Below are 19068 nucleotides of genomic sequence, written 5' to 3'. Positions count from 1 at the left end.
TGCAAATTATTAAGGCACTCCCCTAAATCATTAGGAAGAGTGCCTGATTTACGATCCTATAAAAGTAGGTCTCGTGCTTTTTCTTCGAAATACTCATGGATTAATAAATCCAGTTTTAATGAAAGTGAAATATATTTTGAGCTCCCCGGTCCACTTTGACGGTACAAATCACTTAACCGTTGTTTTAGTTCGAGAATCTCCATCAATAGGCTTATGTTTTCACATTGAAGCGGTTCTCTTTCCAAATTCATACATTGCATAGAATGACCACCCTTTTATGATAAATTTTCAATGCATGACCACTTGAACCCATACCCCTAAAGGTCAAGTCCCCATCTTACCTGCCCCAAGATATTTTTCATATTAGCATAGACATTATTTTCTGTGAATGAGTATAATAAAAATGGAAATATTGAGATAACTTGTAAATAATATTACTATATTAATTAATTTCTTTTCCTAGATTAATAACCTTTTATAAGAATGTTTTAATACCATAATCTAATATATTAATATAATAATTTGTCGAAAGTAAAAATATTTTAAACTTGCTAAAAACTTTAGTACACTAATATAAGTAAGTAATCAAATGTTTATCTACTAGGACTTTAGTTACCTTTTTTAAAATTTTCTGAAAAAACCATTGTATATTGTAAGCGTTTTCAACTATAATAATAAGTGGGTGGGATGACATAAGTGGTCATCATGGTATTTAGCGTAGGTGGGGCTGATACTACAGGGAAATAAAAAATGTCACATGCAGTGCGTTTCATGTATTGTTTCAATTGGATTTAGGCACCATCCCTAAACCTATTTCGGATGACACCTTCATTTTTATGGAGGTGTCCTTTATTTTTTCTAAGATTATTTTAGTTCGGCCTTTCCCTTCTATATCAGAGTATGATTTTTGAGATAATTTTCTAAGAGTATCAAAAATCGTATTGCTAACATTCATTCTTTTTATATTGTAAAATGAAAAAGTATGAATTCAAGGAATGTGAGGCACCGAGATGTTAAGAGATAAAAATGTTTGGATTATCCTATCAGGGGAATTCATTGCAGGACTTGGATTATGGTTAGGAATTATCGGTAATTTGGAATTTATGCAAGCAAAGATACCTTCTGATTTCTTAAAATCCTTGCTGTTAGCAACTGGAATTTTGGCAGGGATTGCAGTGGGACCACTGGCGGGTAGACTGACAGATCGTTCTAGTAAAAAAAGGGTAATGCTGATTGCTGGTTTCATTCGGGTAATTAGTGTCCTGTTTATGTTCATTGCCTTATATACTGGATCGATTATATGGATGGTTGGTTTCCTGATTCTACTTCAAACGTCAGCTGCATTCTATTTTCCGGCACTTCAGGCCGCACTACCACTTATCGTCAAAGAGCAGGATTTACTAAGTCTAAATGGCATTCACATGAATGTTTCAACCCTTTCTAGAATCATCGGTACTGCATTGGCTGGACTTTTGCTTGTAATAGTACCATTATATGTTGTCTACACTGCGTCCTTTGTGGCATATATCGTATTATTCATCCTTACTTTCTTCTTAAATATAAATGAAGATCATACGGGTAATATTTCAAAAGAGAAACTACAGATTAATACAAGCTTTAAGGATGTATTTCCAATTATCGTCGAACGCCCAATCGTCTATATGACATTACTTTTGACACTAGTTCCGACCCTCTTTTTAGGCGGCTTCAATTTAATCGTGATTAACATTAGCGAATTGCAGGATAGCTCATTAATAAAAGGAATGATTTATACCGCTGAAGGTGTATCGTTTATGCTTGGTGCGTTTTTCGTCAATCGAATCATCGCAAAAATTTCAACATTATCCATTCTGTTTATTACATCTTTTTTGATTGGCCTATCTCAATTAATGCTTTATTTTTCAATCAGTCCGACTCTAACGATTATGGCTTTTTTACTGTTTGGCTTTTCCGTTGGTTGTTTTTTTCCAACTGTTGCGACGATTTTTCAAACGAAAATTCCAAAAAAATACCATGGTCGATTTTTCTCGTTCCGTAATATGTTGGACCGTGTAACTTTTCAAATCATTTTACTATTAACTGGTTTTCTGCTTGATTTAATGGGCTTACAACAAATGTGTGTTCTGTTTGGAGTACTCGCGATTACGATGACATTATTATTTTTTGTTAAATCAACGAAAATAAGAGAATTAAATAACAATCAACTAGAAACTGACTCAGATTAAAATACCTGGATAGGCTCATTGGTGCTACTTTTGCGTAGTACATAGTGAAAATGTAGCTCCAATGAGGGTGATTGGCGCTACTTTTGCGTAGTGCAGACTGAAAATGTAGCTCCAATGAGGGTGATTGGTGCTATTTTTGCGTAGTACATACTGAAAATGTAGCTCCAATGAGGGTGATTGGTGCTACTTTTGCGTAGTACATACTGAAAATGTAGCTCCAATGAGGGTGATTGGTGCTACTTTTGCGTAGTGCATACTGAGAATGTAGCTCCAATCCGGATGATTGGCGCTACTTTTTCGTAGATAACAAATTCTTTCGTAATTGAATCACCCTTACTTAAACTTCATGTCAATCTTATATTTTTTTCTCCCATTTTTCGAAATTGCTCCATCTCTTGTTGCGGAACCATGCTCCCGCCAGTTGCCCAGACGATATGAGTTCCATTTTGGAGGGTAGTTTGTGATATTTTCATTCGATAGTTTTGATCATTTTGAATCGTGATATACCCATGGAATCCAGCTGCTGCCGAAGGCTCGATTTGAAGCCCTTCATTATTAGCTAACTCAGCGAGATATTGATATAAACGATAATCATGAACCGATGCGATTCCATCTAGGAGGGGACCAACATTTTTACATACAAGTTTAGACGGACGACTGACTGCCAATCCATCAGCTGCTGTGATTCCGCTTAAACCAATATCTTGTATACTAATCTTATTACCCAGTCCGGTCATAACACCTAAAAGCATACACGGAGCAGCAACTGGTTCTACAAAAAAGCAATGAACCTGCTCTCCGTAAATTTGCTTTAGACCAAAAGTGATACCTCCTGGGCCACCTCCAACTCCACATGGTAAATACACAAATAATGGATGCTCGTTGTTCACAATGATATTGTTTTGATTTAATTGTTCTGCTACCCGCGTGGCTGCCACCGCATACCCTAGGAAGAGAGTTTTCGAATTTTCATCATCGATAAAATAACAATTTGGGTTTTGTTCAGCTTGTTTTCTTCCTTCGGATACTGCTATTTCATAATGACCACTATATTCAATCACCGTTGCTCCCGTATTTCTTAGCAAATCTTTTTTCCATTGTTTTGCATCACTAGACATATGGACATCGACTTTAAAACCGAGCTTAGAGCTCATAATCCCTATACTTAAACCTAAATTACCAGTTGATCCAACTGCAATCGTGTAATTTGAAAAAAGCTGATGAAATTTTTCTTCCGCAAGGATTGAGTAATCGTCCTTCCATGAAAGCATACCAGCTGTTACAGCGATAGCTTCGGCAATGGTCAGCACTTCATAAATCCCACCACGCGCCTTAATCGATCCTGAAATTGGCAAATGACTATCACATTTTAATAGTAATGTCCCTAATAATTCATTCTCGCTGTATTTTTGTAATGCTTCTTTCATCAATGGGATTTCTATTAATTCAGATTCGATTAAACCACCATTTGCGGTAGTTTCCGGAAATACCTTTCGGAAATACGGTGCAAACCGCTCTAAACGTTTTCTTGCTTCTTCAATGTCAGCAACTGTAACCTGATTTACATAATTGGACTGCACATTAGTATTTAACCAAACCACTTCATTTTCATTTGCGATCTCTTTCATAAGTGGATACTGGATAAGAAGATTTTTGTGCATATGAACTCCCCTCATTCTCTACTATTTTGGTTTATCCCACCTAAAGTGTTAACATGAAATTATTAATACATATTCCCATGAAAGGAGCATTATATTGAGTTATCCATGCCCTGATAAAACACTAGAACTAATCAAGAAATTAGTTGATATCCCAAGTCCTTCTGGAAATACATATGAGGTCATTTCCTTTGTAGAAACCTTCCTATCGCAATATAATATTGTAACTAGACGAAATCACAAAGGTGGTTTGATTGCCACGCTTAAAGGAACTGATGAAAACCACCATCGATTCTTAACAGCTCACGTCGATACACTCGGCGCTATCGTCAAAGAAATCAAACCGAGTGGTCGTTTAAAACTAGATTTAATCGGTGGATTTAAATATAACTCCATCGAAGGTGAATATTGTCAAATCGAAACAATTGGAGGTAAAAAGTACACAGGTACAATTTTAATGCATCAAACCTCAGTGCATGTATATAAAGATGCAGATAAAGTGGAGCGAAATCAAGAAAACATGGAAGTCCGTCTTGATGATAAAGTGCATAATGCTGAGGACGTAAGAGCTCTTGGCATCGAGGTAGGCGATTTTGTATCCTTTGATCCGCGGGCTCAGATTACGCCAACCGGTTTTATTAAGTCACGCCATCTCGATGATAAAGCCAGTGTCGCGATTCTCCTAATGTTAATTAGAGAGGTAAAAACTAATAATATTGTATTACCTTACACCACCCATTTTCTCATCTCAAATAATGAGGAAATCGGATATGGGGGAAATTCAAACATAACCCCTGAAACCGTCGAATATCTTGCTGTCGACATGGGGGCTATTGGTGACGGACAAGCGACTGATGAGTTTACAGTATCCATCTGCGTGAAAGATGCAAGCGGCCCTTACCACTACGGATTAAGAAAGCGACTTATTCAACTTGCCGTGGATAACAACATTTCCTATAAGCTCGATATCTACCCTTACTATGGTTCCGATGCATCAGCGGCAATTCGATCTGGTCACGATATCATCCACGGTCTAATTGGTCCAGGAATTGATGCTTCACACGCGTTTGAAAGAACACATCGGGACTCGATTGAAAACACAGCCAAGCTTTTATACCATTACGTTCTTTCTGACATGATTTGATAAATTATACGAGGCTTGAGTATACACTCAAGCCTCAACTCACTTTACCAGCACAACGGTTTACATAATCATATTATGTAAAACAAAAAAAGAGCAGCACCTAGTACCACTCTTAATTTAATGTTCAATTATCGCTTCGATGAATAGAAACGATTTCTGACTTTTTTGAGCCTAGCGTGATATTTTAAGATATCCAACCTTGCTTCTTCGGCCTCTGGTGCAATTGGTCTAAGCTTTTCTAGCTCCCAATAATCGACGATAACATCTAACACCTGATCAAAATATTCTAATGGTCCATAATTTACTTCTTTAGCAATAATGGACATGCGGTCTTCAAAATCCGGCATGACCGTTCCAGGCATTTGGAAATTCTTAATAACATATCCTAAATAGTAGCAATAATTAGGCTCAAGCTCGAGATGAAATTTAATCACATCGCGATAAAACGCATAGTGTAATATCTCATCCTTCGCTAATCGACGTAAAAGCGTTGCTAATTCAGGATCATGCTGACCTGCAACCTTCGCCACATTATTATAAAACACCATGGTGGCTAACTCTTGCAGCGATGTGTAAACCATCGTCTCAAATGGTGTATGAAAACTTGGTTCCCAGCCACCCTCGATTGTTTGTTTTTGCAATTGGCGAATCCGCATTGGATCTGCATTTCTTGTTATGAGTAAATACGTTTCCAATAAATTGGAGTGTTGGTCTTCTTCCGCTGTCCATGTATGAACAAAATCCTTAATAACCGAAAGTGATCCTTTAAAGGTTTGATCAAGGTGGGAAGTGAACCAAGGTAAATTTACTTCAGTTAAAAGGGCGGTTTCAACAGCCGTAACCAGTCCTTGCGGAAGGGTTACTTGGCTTGGATCCCACGGAACTCTTCTAAAGTCTTGAGCCTTGTCCCATGGAAGGAACTCATGATAGCCCCAATCTATTTTTGCAGCCCTTCTTTTATGTTCTTCATAAAGCTCTTTCAATTTTGGTTCTAATCTAAAATCTAAATGATTGGTTAACAAAGTTTACCTCCTGAAATTATCCCTGTACTCATTGTATTAATAGTGATTACATAAACCTTTATTTATTTTACTTTAAAAATTAAGAAATGTCTCATACTTTTATTAAAATCACTGAAATTTCCTTCTATTATGTCTATGCGATACTCTATATCATCATTCTTACAAATCGATATGAATTTTAATCCCCCCATAATAAAAAAACAGAAAATCCTTAAAAGAATTCTCTGTTTTTTGATCCTAATCTTGTTGTTTATCCCAATATTCATAAATCGTTTCTCTGATTAAATGCTCCAAATCCTTTTTCTTTTGTTTGGATAGCCATTCTGCCTGATCAATTGGTAAAGTTAATTTAAGATTTACCTTTACATTTGGCATTTCATGTTTTCGAATTTCCTCGATTGTTAATCCGGCTTCAATATCTGGAAAGTTTGGATCGCTCTCATGGATTATCTGAAAATCGTAATATTCTTCAATATTCCCCACTTCACAGAATAAATTCAATTTCGGTAAGCCTCCTGAATCCCCTTGCTGATGCATTAAAAAATTGAACAGTCTTCCGTCCGTCAGTTCAATTTCCAGAAACAGATTTTCAATCTGGTTATACTTTGCGACTACAATTTCACTGACCACCATTGTTAATTCAATCGAGTAACTGTTACTAGATTCGAATATGTAAATTGCACTATTAAAGAAATGGATGGGCTCCCCATCTATCACAACTGTTTTGACTTGTACCATCTTAAATCCCCTTCCGCTGGTACGATGCTTTATATATATCGCTAAAATAATCGATCGTTTCATACAATGAATGAATATCTTTTATCTTAATACAAAAATTCTCCTAGCTGTATCATTATTTTACTTTTAAAAACAAATTCAGATTGAGCATGATTGAAAGGTGGAATAATAAGTAAAAAAAGTAGGAGTGTTGAAATGGGAGCAATAGAACGAAATGATTATCGGTTCGAGCCTGAATATAGCGTAATAGCTCAAAACGGCGCGATACATGTCTATCATCAAGGTGACTTTATCGATGAGTTGAAGTTTACATTTAACGGTAAATTTCCTGAGCTTGATGAAATTGAAAAAATCGTTGACAAATATTGTGAAGAACATGGGATATAAGATTAAATACTCCAGAAAAAGTATTAAGGAGAATGACTGATTGGTGGCCTATTCCCAATCAGCCATTCTCCTCAAGAGGTTTAGGCTAAACACATCATACTGCACAAATCTGGTAAATACATGAAAAATGAAGCTAATATCCCTTATGAATATCGACAATATTTTTGAGGTGCTGATCCATTTCTATTTTTTTCAGTGTTTCGATAAAACAAGCTGCACCCTCAACAGGAGTGGTCAACGCGGAAATATGTGGTGTAATATATACGTTCGGATGTCCCCATAATGGGCTATCGATTGGAAGAGGCTCCTGTGATAAAACATCTAGAACCGCAAATTTGACACGATGTTCCTCGATTGCTTGTAGTAATGCCATTTCATCCAACGAAGCCCCGCGGCCAACATTGATGAAACCAGCACCAGTAAGATGACTGAAAAATTGAGAATCAAAATAATGTGCTGTTTTTTCGGTTAATGGCATGGTATTGATGATAAAATTCATCCCGCCAACTCTTGAAAAAACATCATCACTAGAAAATACTTCGTGAAAGAAACTCTTTTGCTTTCCACTTAAAGACGCCCCAAACACTTTTACGCCAAGACTGGAAAGAATTCTTGCGACTGTTTGGCCAATTTCGCCTGTTCCAAATACCAATACGCTTTGGTCTTGCAATAACCCAGGGGTTTTCTGTTCCCATTTACGATTTTCTTGATGTTTTTGAAAATCCTCATGGAATTGAATATCCTTTAAAATATAGCTTAAACAATATTCGGCTATACGTTGCCCAAATGAACAAATCGTTCTTGTTAATAAAACTGAATCGTTCCAGCTTTTCTGGTATAAAAAGCGATCCACACCAGCCCCTAGTGAATGAACCCATTTTAGATGTGAATAATCTAGATTTGCGTTTAGATTAAATGTCACCAAAGCATCCGCCCAAGCTAAATCTCCATTATTCAACTCTGCATCTGAGGAATATCGAAATTGATTTGGAAGCTGTTCTTTTTCGATAATGGCTCGTAGCTCTTGATGCATAGGACTAACAATCAAAATGTTATGAATCTCCATTTTAGTCTACCTCCACAGGCTGTTGATTTCCGATTTTTTCACTCATAAAGGTTGCGCCTAAAATAAGAATACCTCCAAAAATTTGGATAAGGCTCATGTTTTCTTGTAAAAATAAAGCTGATATCATCACCGCAAAAATAGGATCGATATAACTCAAGACTGCTATGGTTTGACCTTTCAAGGCGTGAATAGCACCAAAATATAGAAAATAGGCAAAACCAGTATGAATAATTCCTAAAATCACAATGAATAAAAGTGATTGTACATCCAGGCTTACTAGATTAATGTCTTCCTTAATAAGAACATATGGCAGTAACACAAGTGAAGCTGCTGCCAATTGAATTAAAGTTGTCTCAAAACCTGACAGGCCTTTGATGAATTTATTTATTAAAATCACACTTGCATACAAGCTTGCAGCGATAAGACCATAAAATATTCCGACAAGTTGTTGATCGGAGCTATTAGTAATACTGCCGTTTTGGACGATTAAAAATAAACCGAGCATGGCGATAAAAATACTGCCTACCTTGATCATTGTTAGCTTCTCTTTAAGCACAAGGGGCGAAAGAAGCATCACAAAGATAGGTGCAAAATAATAGCTGACAGTCGCATTGGCAATCGATGTATACCGATAGGCTTCAAATAAAAAAATCCAATTAAAGCCAATGGCAGCACCTGACAGAATCAATAATAAAAGGTTTCTTTTTATGTTTGTCCATGAGATTTTTTGTTTTACGACTAAACTCGCACCAAGTAAAAATACACTACCGATAATACCACGAAATAACGCAATTTCACTGGATGCAAACTGAATGTTTTTCACAAACAAACCAATGCTTCCAAAAATGAGCATGGCAATAATTAATCTAGCTTCCCCTTTCACCGTAACCCTCCCTCACTTGGTGATAAATGGTATTTATCGTTAATAATTATTTTATTATAACTTTCTAACGTAGAAATAACCAGAAAAAAGAAGGCAGTTTCCTGCCTTCTTTCAGAATAAGATTTAGTTATTATTATCGATTAACTCGTAACCAATTTACGTTGAGAGGTCGGAATCGTCCCAATATTATAAGCCAATTTAAAGCCTTCATGAATGGCATCAAGTATTTTTCTAGGTTTGGTTGCATCTCCAATAGTATAAACCGGAATACCCTCCCGCTTAATGACTCCAGCCATTTCATTGACTGATCTTGAACCAACCGCAACCACTATCGTATCAATACCTGTTAAGAATCCATGACCATCGTCTTTAGTAACACTAATCCGGTCATCGATAATCTCATGTACATGGCAGTTCGTCAACACAGAAATGTTCTTTTCTGCAATTCGATTCAACATTAAGGCACGTGTTAAGGAGCCTACATCTGTGGCGATTTCATCCATCACTTCAATAATGGTCACACTCTTGCCACGCTCAGCGAGATATTCGGCTGTTTCACAACCGACCATTCCGCCTCCTAGCACGACTACTTTATTGCCGACAGATACAGTATCATTCAATACATCGTTTCCAGTAACCACATTTCTTTGGAAAATACCTGGTATATTTGGAATCACCGGCTCAGAACCTGTGGCAAGTATCACTACATCGGGCTGTAATTCACGGATAGCACTGATGTCCGCCTTCCACCCTTTTACTATTTCAGCATTGGAGGTTTCGACCTGTCTTGTTAAATAATGCAGCAAATCGTGTAATTCTGACTTCAATGGTGGCTTAGCTGCGATCCGTAATTGTCCACCCAATTGGTCTTCTTTTTCAAATAATATCGTCTCATGACCGCGCATTGCGGCAATTCTTGTTGCTTCTAATCCAGCTGGACCCGAACCAATGATTAACACTTTCTTCTTCTCCACAGGTGCAGATAAATCATATTCCCCTTCATAACCCGTTAATGGATTAATCATACAGGCAATATCCTCATCTTCAAATAACCGATCTATACAGCCCTGATTACAGCCGAGGCAATTTCGAATCTCCGCAAGGCGACCCTCTCTCACTTTATTAGGGAGGTTAGGGTCTGCTAACAACGCACGTCCCATGGCCACAAAATCGGCTTGTCCGCCACGAATAATAGCTTCTGCCATTTCAGGATTTTTGATTCTACCCACCACAATGATAGGTACCGCATCATCTATCGCATGCTTAATTGCTGCAGCATTTTCTATGTAAAGTCCTTGTGTTAAGGCAGCAGGTTGAATAATCATTGCTGCTGATGCATAAACACCCCCGGAAACATGAATTGCATTCACGCCAGCTTCGACTAATTGTTGAGCAAACCACGTCGTATCGTCAATTGTGAGTCCACCTTCAACATATTCTTCCGCACTTAATCGATAAATGATTGGAAAATCCAATCCTACTTCTTCACGAACACTATTTACCACTTCAAGCGGGAAGCGCATTCTATTTTCAAATGACCCGCCATACTCATCTTGACGCTTATTGCTATTAGCTGACAGGAATTGATTTAATAAATATCCATGTGCTCCATGGATTTCCACGGCATCAAAGCCGGCTTGTTTTGCACGACGTGCCGCATGGCGAAATTCCTCTATCAAACCTTTAATTTCCAAGGTTGAGAGTTGCTTAGGAATTTCCTGCTTCACGGGACAAGGTATTGGTGATGGAGCTACTAGCTTCATGCCTGTAACGTCAGATGATGTCTGTCGACCAGCATGATAGAGTTGACAGGCAATTTTTGCCCCATGGTGGTGAACAGCATTCACCAGTTTTCTTAAACCAGGTATCAGTTCATCTCGGTCAATACCTAATTCATTGGAAAACCCTTTCCCTGTTTGATGAACATAAATTGCTTCGACAATAATTAAGCCCACTCCACCTCTTGCTCTAGCTTCATGATAATCAATGATTCTGTCAGAGACCGAACCATCTGAAACTGCATAATTTGTAACCATTGGCGGCATCACAAATCTGTTCCTAACTTCCATTGATCCAATTTTCAACGGCTCTAGTACCTTCTCAAACTTCCATTTGCTCATCACTACATCCTCCTATTTTAATATCATCATAGGGTAGCCTTGTCAGCTGAACCCCTTTTCTTTAAAAAGAGAATCTGCAGTTGTCAATTTCATTGTAAAACAAATAAAAAATATTCTCCAATATGATATCAAAAAAGTTTTTTAATAATAAAAAAATAATAATGATTATAATATGTTTTTTATTAAATATAAGAATCATTCCCATTTATTCATGAGTGATTTTGAAACCTATTCTCAATTACAAATTATTTATTCTCAATTAGATTGACATCATCCTGTTTAAGCGTATAATCTAGATGAAATAGTTTTTAATAAAAAGAGGGATGGTATTATGAGAGATTTTGATTTTCATCACTTAAATCATGTGAAGAACCAACAGAAGTCGAAAAACACACTATGGATTACATTAATATTGACTTCATTTTTTATGCTTGTGGAAGTTGTCGGAGGTATATTGTCCAATTCCCTCGCCTTATTATCAGATTCTGCCCATATGGCTTCCGATGTAATTGCCTTAGGATTTAGTATGACAGCTATTTATTTAGCCACCAAAAAGCCAAATCAAAAGTATACGTTTGGTTATTTGCGGTTTGAAATCATCGCGTCCTTTATTAATGGCCTAGCGTTAATTGTGATTGCGTTAGGGATTTTTATCGAAGGTGTCAAACGTATTATTACTCCAAGAGAAATAGAACTCGGTCTCATGCTAACGGTTGCGATTATCGGGTTAATTGTCAATATTATCTTGACTATTGTTCTAACAAAAAGTACCAAACATGAAGAAAACTTAAACATCAAAAGCGCACTTTGGCATTTTATTGGGGATTTGTTGAATTCAGTTGGCGTCATTGCATCCGCTCTTATTATCCACTTTACTGGTTTCCAAATATTAGACCCAATAATAAGTATGGTTATCGGAGCTGTTATTCTGATCGGTGGTGCCAAAATTGTCAAAGAGTCCTATACAATCTTAATGGAAACAGTTCCTGAGAATTTTGATCTTGAAGCAATTCGAACTGATATTACGGCTGTTGAGGGAGTCGAAGATGTCCATGAAATGCACTTATGGACGGTCACATCCAACCATTATTCGTTTACTGCACATGTTTTTCTTAATGAACAAAGCGAACCACTTAAGGCTGTTTCAGCCATCAGTAAGCTTTTAAAAGAAAAATACGGTCTGACCCATTCAACGATCCAGATTGAACATCCTGCAATTAATGATCACGGTTTATATGGACAAAAGTTTCTTTAACACTCAAAAAGCAGACCTCCCTTAGGAGATCTGCTTTTTTCATACGAATTCATGAGCTGGATTTGCTTCATGAAATAATATCAACTGACTTTCTACTTCGGGAATACCTACCTGTTTATATGCATAATGATAATGGCCATCCTCATCCATTTCACGAGCTTTGACATTATCCATTAACAAATAGGATAAAACACTGGTAACCTTTTCCTTTAAACTTTCCTCCAAAACCGGAAACATAATTTCCACTCGTTTATCCAAATTTCGTTTCATTAAATCAGCTGAAGATAAATAAGTCTTCGCTTCCCCGTTGTGATGAAAGTAAAAAATTCGGCTATGCTCTAAAAATCTACCAACAATGCTCCGTACCCGTATATTTTCACTTACTCCAGGTATGCCTGGTTTCAAACAACAAACTCCTCTTACAATTAGATCAATTTGAACCCCGGCTATAGATGCCTCATATAGTTTGATAATCATGTCTTTGTCTGTTATCGAGTTCATCTTGGCAATGATTCGACCATTAGAGAATTGACGATGAAAGGCAATCTCGTCATCGATTAACTGGTAAAGTTCCTTTCGAATATCGGTCGGCGAAATCGAAAAATAATGAAAGATTGGTCTTTTGGTATAACCACTTAAATAATTAAAAAAATTGGTCGCATCTTCCCCCAAATTCTTGTTTGCTGTAAACAACCCAAAATCGGTATAAAGTTTTGCGGTCTGGTCATTGTAGTTCCCTGTTCCTAAATGGATGAGTCGCTCAATCTGACCAGCCTTACGCCGTACGACGAGGGTAATTTTACTGTGTGTTTTCAAATTGTGCTTACCAAAGATTACATGGCAACCTGCCTTTTCAAGTTCTTTCGCCCAATGAACATTATTTTGCTCATCAAAGCGTGCCCGGAGTTCAACCAATACGGTTACCTGCTTACCATTTTCTGCAGCTCGCTTTAAGGCATGAATGATTGGTGAGTCACCACTGACCCGATATAGTGTTTGTTTAATCGCTAAGACTTCAGGATCAAATGCGGCCTTCCTAACGAACTCAACAACAGGCTCGAACGAATCATATGGATGATGTAGCAAAACATCTCGTTCGGAAATAATGTCAAATAGCTCCTCGATTAGGTTGTTTTGTTGCTGCGGAATCAGTTTGTCATACATCAACTCTGAATGAGTAGTTTCCAATATTTTATATAATTGAAAAAGAACCGTTAAATCCAAAGGACCCTCAATTTCGTATATGTCTTGATCCTTAAGCTCTAGTTCCTCTGCAATATATTCTAAGACTCGTTGGTCGAAGCCAGGCGTCTGGATTTCTAACCTGACCGCGGCACCCCATTTCCGTTTTTTTAACTCTTTCTCAATCTCTTCCAGTAAATCGTTCGAACTTTCTTCCTGAATGGTTAAATCGGCATTTCTAGTAATTCTAAATATTGAGCGTGACACTACTTGAAATCCAGCAAACAATTTCTCGATAAAGTGACAAATAATTTCTTCTAATAAAATCAACTGAAGTTTTCCTGTACATTGAAGTTGAACGAATCGATTTAACACTTTCGGAACTTGAACAATCGCAATTTTCAACGGATGTTTGTCTTCCTTTTGATATTCATCAATAACGATGGCAATGTTTAAACTGTTATTAAGAAGCATCGGGAAAGGGTGATAAGCATCAATGGCCATTGGGGTTAGGACTGGAAATATTTGCTTTTCAAAATAGTCCTCAACCTCTTTGAGTTGATCATCGGTTAATTGTTCGATATGCAAGAGTTCGATTTGTTGCTCTTTCAAACTAGTAAGTATATCGTGATTAAAAGTTTCATACTGTCGATTAACTAGGTCATGGGTTTTTGAGGATATTTTTTCTAATTGTTGTTTCGGAGTCAGACCTGCCTTTTTTTCAGGCTTATGATAGCCTGCTTTAACTTGGTCCTTAAGTCCTGCTACACGAACCATAAAAAATTCATCTAAATTTGAACTAAACACCGCTAAGAATTTACATCTTTCAAGTAAGGGATTGCGTGTATCAATTGCTTCTTCTAATACACGTTTGTTAAAGGATAGCCAGCTTAGTTCTCTGTTAACATAGAATTTTGAATGATTTAGCATTTCTCTTTGTTTATTTGGCGTCAGCATCTTTTTCCCCTCTTTATCCCAATCTGTTCCCTTTTATTATAACAAAGTTTTACAATTGATGGCTCTTAATTACCAAGAAGCACTTAGCCCTTTTTTGCTTAATGTCCATGCTTACCCAAACGTTTATTTGAGACAAGCATATGCTGAAGTAGAAAACAAGAAAGGGGGGAATGTTAATGAGCAACAGAAACAATGATAGAAACAGAAACAGAAGTAGAATTGAAATTGATGTAGATGATGTGATTATTAATGCTGAAAATGTGATTATCAATGCAGAAAACATTAGAATCGAAGAAGATCGTGATCATAATCGCAACAACAGAAATGATAATCGCAGACATGAAGGTCGTGGTTTTTGGTTCTAAGCCACGAACAATGATTAAAAGCCATCCAATTCATGCTTGGATGGCTTTTTTCATTCATTTTGCCATAAACTAATCATTCCAGTTCAGTATTATGGTAACTTAACTGCATTCTCGGTATTGACGATAAAATATTCTCCCTTTTGCTTAGAGATATGTCCTGATTCATACGGCGTATTATTAATTGTTAAATAAACTCTATCAGCTTGATAATAGCCTCCAAACGTATTAACAATTGATTGTAAAATCTTCCCTTCAAAAGCTGCACCTGCGCTCATTTCATTAATAAATTCTTTATTCAAATCAATGTAGACTTGCTGGTCTTTATTTAAATATAAACTGTTAATCGTCGTATTTTTTGTAAATACAACTTCATTGTTTTCGGCTTTTTTATATTCTTCAGCTAGTACCTTACGCGTAATATCATTAGTGAAAAAGCGAACATCACGATCTTTATAATAGAGTTTGTCGTCATCAATATTTGGATAATAGAATCGAATTTGTTGAATTAGAGGAACATTTTCTTCTACTTTTGCTAAAGAGGAAGAAACCTCAGAACCATTCATGACAAATACCGATTTTATCAAACCCATATTTGGTGCATAATATTCAAGCGATTTCCCTTCTTTATCCTCGGTTGTTACTTCGATTGCTTTATAAGTCCCAGTTGGGGTCGTAACAGATGCATCTGTCGCTGTAATCGTCCGGACTCGTGAATCAGCTAATGTCCATTGGGTACCTTTTGAAAGTGGCTCTTTTAACAAAACTTCCGTATCGCCGGTTTCTTTTAAAAGATTTTCCCGATAATAGACTTCACCTCTTGAGTAGACCTTCACTAATTGTCCATTCTTAATTTCTATCACATAAGCCATTACCGTTCCACCATTATTAAAGCGTTGTTGTAGTTTTTTTTCATCTATATAATCATTGTAAATATCAAATGAAGCGAACTCGTTGCCGCTACCTTCGTATATATATCTGGTGTTTTTTTTCATTGGAAAGTATGCTTCAATTTCAGATAAGTTATTATTTTTATCCTTTTCATTATCAACTTGTTTCTTGGTATCACTTTTTGACTTATTGTCGCTTGTTTTAGTCGGTGCTTGATTATTATTTTTGTCTGAGGTTGTTTGATTGGAATTCTCAAATAAATTACACCCTGCCATAAAACCTGCTATTAATAGGATAAAGAAAACGACAAGCATTTTTTTCATTGCATTTGCCCCCTTTTCTCTAGTATATCTCGAAACCTAGCAAAAAAAGAGTATTTATCAGAAAATTAAAATAAACAACAAAGAATAAGCACTGATTTCTAACTAAGTAGATAATCAATGCTTTTTCATTCAATTTCAATTAGTTTTCATTTTTCGGTTTAAAGGTTTTACAACAGGTGTGTGCTGAACTACCAGCTTCATCAATATGATTTTTTTCACCTAATTCAGAAGAGAACTCTGAGTCATATCGAGCATGTTGATCTAATTCAACCATGATCTTTTCAGCTCTACAAACATTTCCTTCACCGTAAAAATTACAGTTTGAAATTGCACACGAAACTTCAACCTTTGGCATTGTTCGTTACCTCCTACTTTAATAACTTATCAGCATTTTTTGCCATAGTGACTATTTTGCCCTAAAACAACTAAAAAAAACCTTGTTACCAAATAAATTTGGCATCAAGGTTAGTTGAATTATCTTTTTAGATATTGAAATTCTTCCAGATTATGAATAATATCCATGGCACTTTTTGGCTTACTAACATAGTACCCCTGGACAACATCACAGTTGACATCCATAAGCAAGTTAAATTGCTCTTTTTTTTCTACTCCTTCAGCGACAACATTTAAATTTAAACTATGAGCCAATGTTATAATTGCTGTAACAATCTTTGATGCAGTCTTATCTTCATCCATATTCAAAATAAATGATTTATCGATTTTAAGGGTATCAATTGGGAATAGCTTTAAGTAACTTAATGACGAAAATCCTGTTCCGAAATCGTCGATGGAAATTTTGACCCCTAAATCTTTTAGTTTAGTCAATACCAGTACCGCTTCCTCCGGTTCCTTCATAATCATCCCCTCGGTCAGTTCTAATTCCAATGACCCAGGTGGTAACCCTGTCTCAGCTAAAACTAAAACGATTAGCTCGACAAGATTATTATGCTGAAATTGCTTTGGAGATAAATTTACACTTATAGTCAAGTCTTTAAAGCCTTCGTTTTGCCATTCCTTACATTGACGACAGGCTTCACGTAATACCCATTCTCCAATCGGATTAATTAATCCCGTTTCTTCCGCAATATGAATAAACGAAGCTGGATATAAAATCTGGTTTTCTTTTGTTTTCCAGCGAATGAGTGCTTCCATTCCATCAATTTTTCCAGTCTTTAAGTTGATTTTCGGTTGATAATGAAGAATAAATTCATTATTTTCTAAAGCCTCTCGCAAATGAATATCAAGGTCCATTCTTTCGATTGCTTTCATTTTCATGATTGGATTATATAAACTGTAACAGCTTCGTCCTTTTTCCTTCGAATAGTACATTGCCAAATCTGCGTTTTTGATTAAGGTATTTAAATCCTGCCCATCCAAGGGGTATAAGCTTATTCCAAAACTGGCTGAAATATTACATTTCTGCCCTGAAATCATAAATGGTATCGATAGTTGATCAATAATCTTTTCCCCTAAGGAAAGGACTGCTTGCTCACTTTGTAAATGAGGGAGCAGAATAATAAATTCATCCCCGCCAAACCTGGCTAGTATGTTCTCAGAATCTTGAATGGTATTCTGTAAGCGGTGCGCAACTTCCTTTAATAATTGGTCTCCTGCATCATGGCCCAAACTATCATTGATCACTTTAAAATAATCAAGATCAAGTAAAATAAAACCGAGTTGATCGTTTGTAGTCCGGTGGTTTGAAGTATATTTATTAATATAGGATTGTATATACCAACGATTCGGTAGTTCTGTTAAGGCATCGTGATAGGCCATATGTCTGATTTGGGCTTCGGCTCTTTTTTTCTCGCGGATATCCCGACATAGTGCAACAAACACTTGGTTTTCCCCAATCGATATGAGACGGATGCTTATATCAACTGGGATTTGTAAATTATCTTTTCCAATCAGATAATCTTCGAAATTTGTGATCGAATGGTTTCCTTCAATATTGCTAAATTCGCTAATTTTACCTGACAAGTTTTGGAAAAGTAATTCAATATTTATTTCTAGCAATTCTTCCTTAGTTAACCCAAGTACTTCACATGCCGTTGGATTTACATCGACGAGAGTTCCTTCTGTAGTGATAAGAAAAATGCTGTCTCCTGCTTGCTCTATCACACTCCGGAATTTCTCTTCACTTTCGATTAACTGCTTCTCAACCTCTACCCGGTCAGTGATATCTAAGCCAAAACCCAACAAAAAATCCTGATTAGATTCGGTTATGTGTAATATCGTCTTTCCAGTAAACATGTGGTGAGTTTCACCTTTGAAGCCTGCCTCTATTTCTTTCGTTATCAGACTTCTTTTTTTCCAAACTTCTAAATCATAGGCACGGTTTAGCTCGGCAATTGGCTTCGGAAAAAAATCAAATACTGTTTTACCGATTAAATCCTCAAAATCCAAACCATTTGCTTCACATGCATTTTTATTAGCATAGGTCGTACGACCTTCAGGGTCCTCAAGAAAAATTGCAATCGGCAAAGCATCAAATACACTAAGATATAATGATTCCTTGATACGGAGTTGCTTTTCCAATTCTTGATTTTTTTGCTTTAATTCTTCTATTTGTGAGCGCAGCAGCTCATTATTCGCATGGTTTGTTTGTTTCCACTGATCGTTCACAAATGTTCACCTCATATACTATTTCATGCTTTAGATTGGTTGATGAATCCATGCAATATCAATAACTTATTATAGTATACCTATCGCTAGATGGAATATCACAAATCTGAATTCTTCATGAATGTATTCTAAATCGAGTAGAGGGAAAATAAGATTATTATTTTCGCCCCTCTCACACCACCGTACGTACGGTTCCGTATACGGCGGTTCAATTTATATTACAGTGTGTA

At 36.6% G+C, this 19068-nt stretch carries 16 protein-coding genes; 5 read left to right on the top strand and 11 right to left on the bottom strand.

Going from position 1 to position 19068, the window contains the following annotated elements; translation table 11 throughout:
• Nucleotides 1–56: 56 nt before the first annotated feature.
• The gene (locus tag HHO41_RS08765; RefSeq protein ID WP_169097569.1) at nt 57–260 is read right to left on the bottom strand and encodes a hypothetical protein; all 204 of its coding nucleotides are present in this window, start codon (nt 258–260) and stop codon (nt 57–59) included.
• Between the two features lie 750 nt (nt 261–1010).
• Between HHO41_RS08765 and HHO41_RS08760 the strand changes: the two genes are divergently transcribed.
• Nucleotides 1011–2225, top strand: coding sequence for an MFS transporter (locus HHO41_RS08760; protein WP_169097567.1), 1215 nt, complete (start codon nt 1011–1013; stop codon nt 2223–2225).
• Between the two features lie 344 nt (nt 2226–2569).
• Here the strand turns inward: HHO41_RS08760 and HHO41_RS08755 are convergent, their stop codons facing one another.
• Entirely contained in the window at nt 2570–3886 is a 1317-nt protein-coding gene (locus HHO41_RS08755) for a D-serine ammonia-lyase (protein WP_481747091.1), read from the bottom strand.
• Between the two features lie 94 nt (nt 3887–3980).
• Here HHO41_RS08755 and HHO41_RS08750 point away from each other — a divergent pair, with 94 nt between their 5' ends.
• Nucleotides 3981–5027 (top strand): M42 family metallopeptidase, encoded by a 1047-nt coding sequence (locus HHO41_RS08750; RefSeq protein ID WP_169097563.1) that lies wholly within the window; start codon nt 3981–3983, stop codon nt 5025–5027.
• 128 nt (nt 5028–5155) lie between these two features.
• Here the strand turns inward: HHO41_RS08750 and HHO41_RS08745 are convergent, their stop codons facing one another.
• Complete coding sequence (locus tag HHO41_RS08745) at nt 5156–6049, bottom strand: acyl-ACP desaturase (protein ID WP_169097561.1); 894 nt, start codon at nt 6047–6049, stop codon at nt 5156–5158.
• A 237-nt stretch (nt 6050–6286) separates the two neighbouring features.
• A complete protein-coding gene (locus tag HHO41_RS08740) occupies nt 6287–6787 on the bottom strand; it encodes a hypothetical protein (protein WP_169097559.1) in 501 nt (166 codons plus the stop codon).
• 195 nt (nt 6788–6982) lie between these two features.
• On the opposite strand from HHO41_RS08740, the gene HHO41_RS08735 reads away from it, so the two are divergent.
• Nucleotides 6983–7174: a YbxH family protein gene (locus HHO41_RS08735; RefSeq protein ID WP_169097557.1), complete on the top strand. Its 192-nt coding sequence runs from the start codon at nt 6983–6985 to the stop codon at nt 7172–7174.
• 133 nt (nt 7175–7307) lie between these two features.
• Here HHO41_RS08735 and HHO41_RS08730 read toward each other — a convergent pair whose 3' ends face one another.
• The 3 genes from HHO41_RS08730 to HHO41_RS08720 all read right to left on the bottom strand — a co-directional run bounded on the left by HHO41_RS08730 (nt 7308) and on the right by HHO41_RS08720 (nt 11243).
• Entirely contained in the window at nt 7308–8240 is a 933-nt protein-coding gene (locus HHO41_RS08730; protein ID WP_169097555.1) for a D-2-hydroxyacid dehydrogenase, read from the bottom strand.
• A gap of 1 nt (nt 8241) precedes the next feature.
• The gene (locus HHO41_RS08725) at nt 8242–9123 is read right to left on the bottom strand and encodes an EamA family transporter (protein ID WP_169097552.1); all 882 of its coding nucleotides are present in this window, start codon (nt 9121–9123) and stop codon (nt 8242–8244) included.
• A gap of 140 nt (nt 9124–9263) precedes the next feature.
• The gene (locus HHO41_RS08720; protein ID WP_211171095.1) at nt 9264–11243 is read right to left on the bottom strand and encodes an oxidoreductase; all 1980 of its coding nucleotides are present in this window, start codon (nt 11241–11243) and stop codon (nt 9264–9266) included.
• 331 nt (nt 11244–11574) lie between these two features.
• Here HHO41_RS08720 and HHO41_RS08715 point away from each other — a divergent pair, with 331 nt between their 5' ends.
• A complete protein-coding gene (locus HHO41_RS08715; protein WP_169097548.1) occupies nt 11575–12498 on the top strand; it encodes a cation diffusion facilitator family transporter in 924 nt (307 codons plus the stop codon).
• Between the two features lie 39 nt (nt 12499–12537).
• Here HHO41_RS08715 and HHO41_RS08710 read toward each other — a convergent pair whose 3' ends face one another.
• A complete protein-coding gene (locus HHO41_RS08710; protein WP_169097546.1) occupies nt 12538–14637 on the bottom strand; it encodes an RNA degradosome polyphosphate kinase in 2100 nt (699 codons plus the stop codon).
• 176 nt (nt 14638–14813) lie between these two features.
• Between HHO41_RS08710 and HHO41_RS08705 the strand changes: the two genes are divergently transcribed.
• On the top strand, nt 14814–15002 hold the full coding sequence (locus HHO41_RS08705; protein WP_169097544.1) for a hypothetical protein: 189 nt from the start codon (nt 14814–14816) through the stop codon (nt 15000–15002).
• Between the two features lie 89 nt (nt 15003–15091).
• Here HHO41_RS08705 and HHO41_RS08700 read toward each other — a convergent pair whose 3' ends face one another.
• The 3 genes from HHO41_RS08700 to HHO41_RS08690 form a co-directional block, all read right to left on the bottom strand.
• Nucleotides 15092–16213: a GerMN domain-containing protein gene (locus HHO41_RS08700; RefSeq protein WP_169097542.1), complete on the bottom strand. Its 1122-nt coding sequence runs from the start codon at nt 16211–16213 to the stop codon at nt 15092–15094.
• 139 nt (nt 16214–16352) lie between these two features.
• Nucleotides 16353–16568 (bottom strand): DUF1540 domain-containing protein, encoded by a 216-nt coding sequence (locus tag HHO41_RS08695; protein ID WP_169097540.1) that lies wholly within the window; start codon nt 16566–16568, stop codon nt 16353–16355.
• 119 nt (nt 16569–16687) lie between these two features.
• Nucleotides 16688–18838, bottom strand: a complete 2151-nt coding sequence (locus HHO41_RS08690; protein ID WP_169097538.1) for an EAL domain-containing protein — start codon at nt 18836–18838, stop codon at nt 16688–16690.
• Nucleotides 18839–19068 lie beyond the last annotated feature (230 nt).

Source organism: Bacillus sp. DNRA2 (assembly GCF_012843265.1).
GTDB lineage: Bacteria > Bacillota > Bacilli > Bacillales > Cytobacillaceae > Bacillus_BU.
Note: the sequence above shows the minus strand (reverse complement) of the source record. Positions and strands in the feature narration are given on the sequence as shown.

Coding starts and splice junctions, on each gene's coding strand:
- HHO41_RS08765 (WP_169097569.1), bottom strand. CDS start 260: ATGCAATGTATGAATTTGGAAAGAGAACCGCTTCAATGTGAAAACATA.
- HHO41_RS08760 (WP_169097567.1), top strand. CDS start 1,011: ATGTTAAGAGATAAAAATGTTTGGATTATCCTATCAGGGGAATTCATT.
- HHO41_RS08755 (WP_481747091.1), bottom strand. CDS start 3,886: ATGCACAAAAATCTTCTTATCCAGTATCCACTTATGAAAGAGATCGCA.
- HHO41_RS08740 (WP_169097559.1), bottom strand. CDS start 6,787: ATGGTACAAGTCAAAACAGTTGTGATAGATGGGGAGCCCATCCATTTC.
- HHO41_RS08735 (WP_169097557.1), top strand. CDS start 6,983: ATGGGAGCAATAGAACGAAATGATTATCGGTTCGAGCCTGAATATAGC.
- HHO41_RS08730 (WP_169097555.1), bottom strand. CDS start 8,240: ATGGAGATTCATAACATTTTGATTGTTAGTCCTATGCATCAAGAGCTA.
- HHO41_RS08720 (WP_211171095.1), bottom strand. CDS start 11,243: ATGAGCAAATGGAAGTTTGAGAAGGTACTAGAGCCGTTGAAAATTGGA.
- HHO41_RS08715 (WP_169097548.1), top strand. CDS start 11,575: ATGAGAGATTTTGATTTTCATCACTTAAATCATGTGAAGAACCAACAG.
- HHO41_RS08710 (WP_169097546.1), bottom strand. CDS start 14,637: ATGCTGACGCCAAATAAACAAAGAGAAATGCTAAATCATTCAAAATTC.
- HHO41_RS08705 (WP_169097544.1), top strand. CDS start 14,814: ATGAGCAACAGAAACAATGATAGAAACAGAAACAGAAGTAGAATTGAA.
- HHO41_RS08700 (WP_169097542.1), bottom strand. CDS start 16,213: ATGAAAAAAATGCTTGTCGTTTTCTTTATCCTATTAATAGCAGGTTTT.
- HHO41_RS08695 (WP_169097540.1), bottom strand. CDS start 16,568: ATGCCAAAGGTTGAAGTTTCGTGTGCAATTTCAAACTGTAATTTTTAC.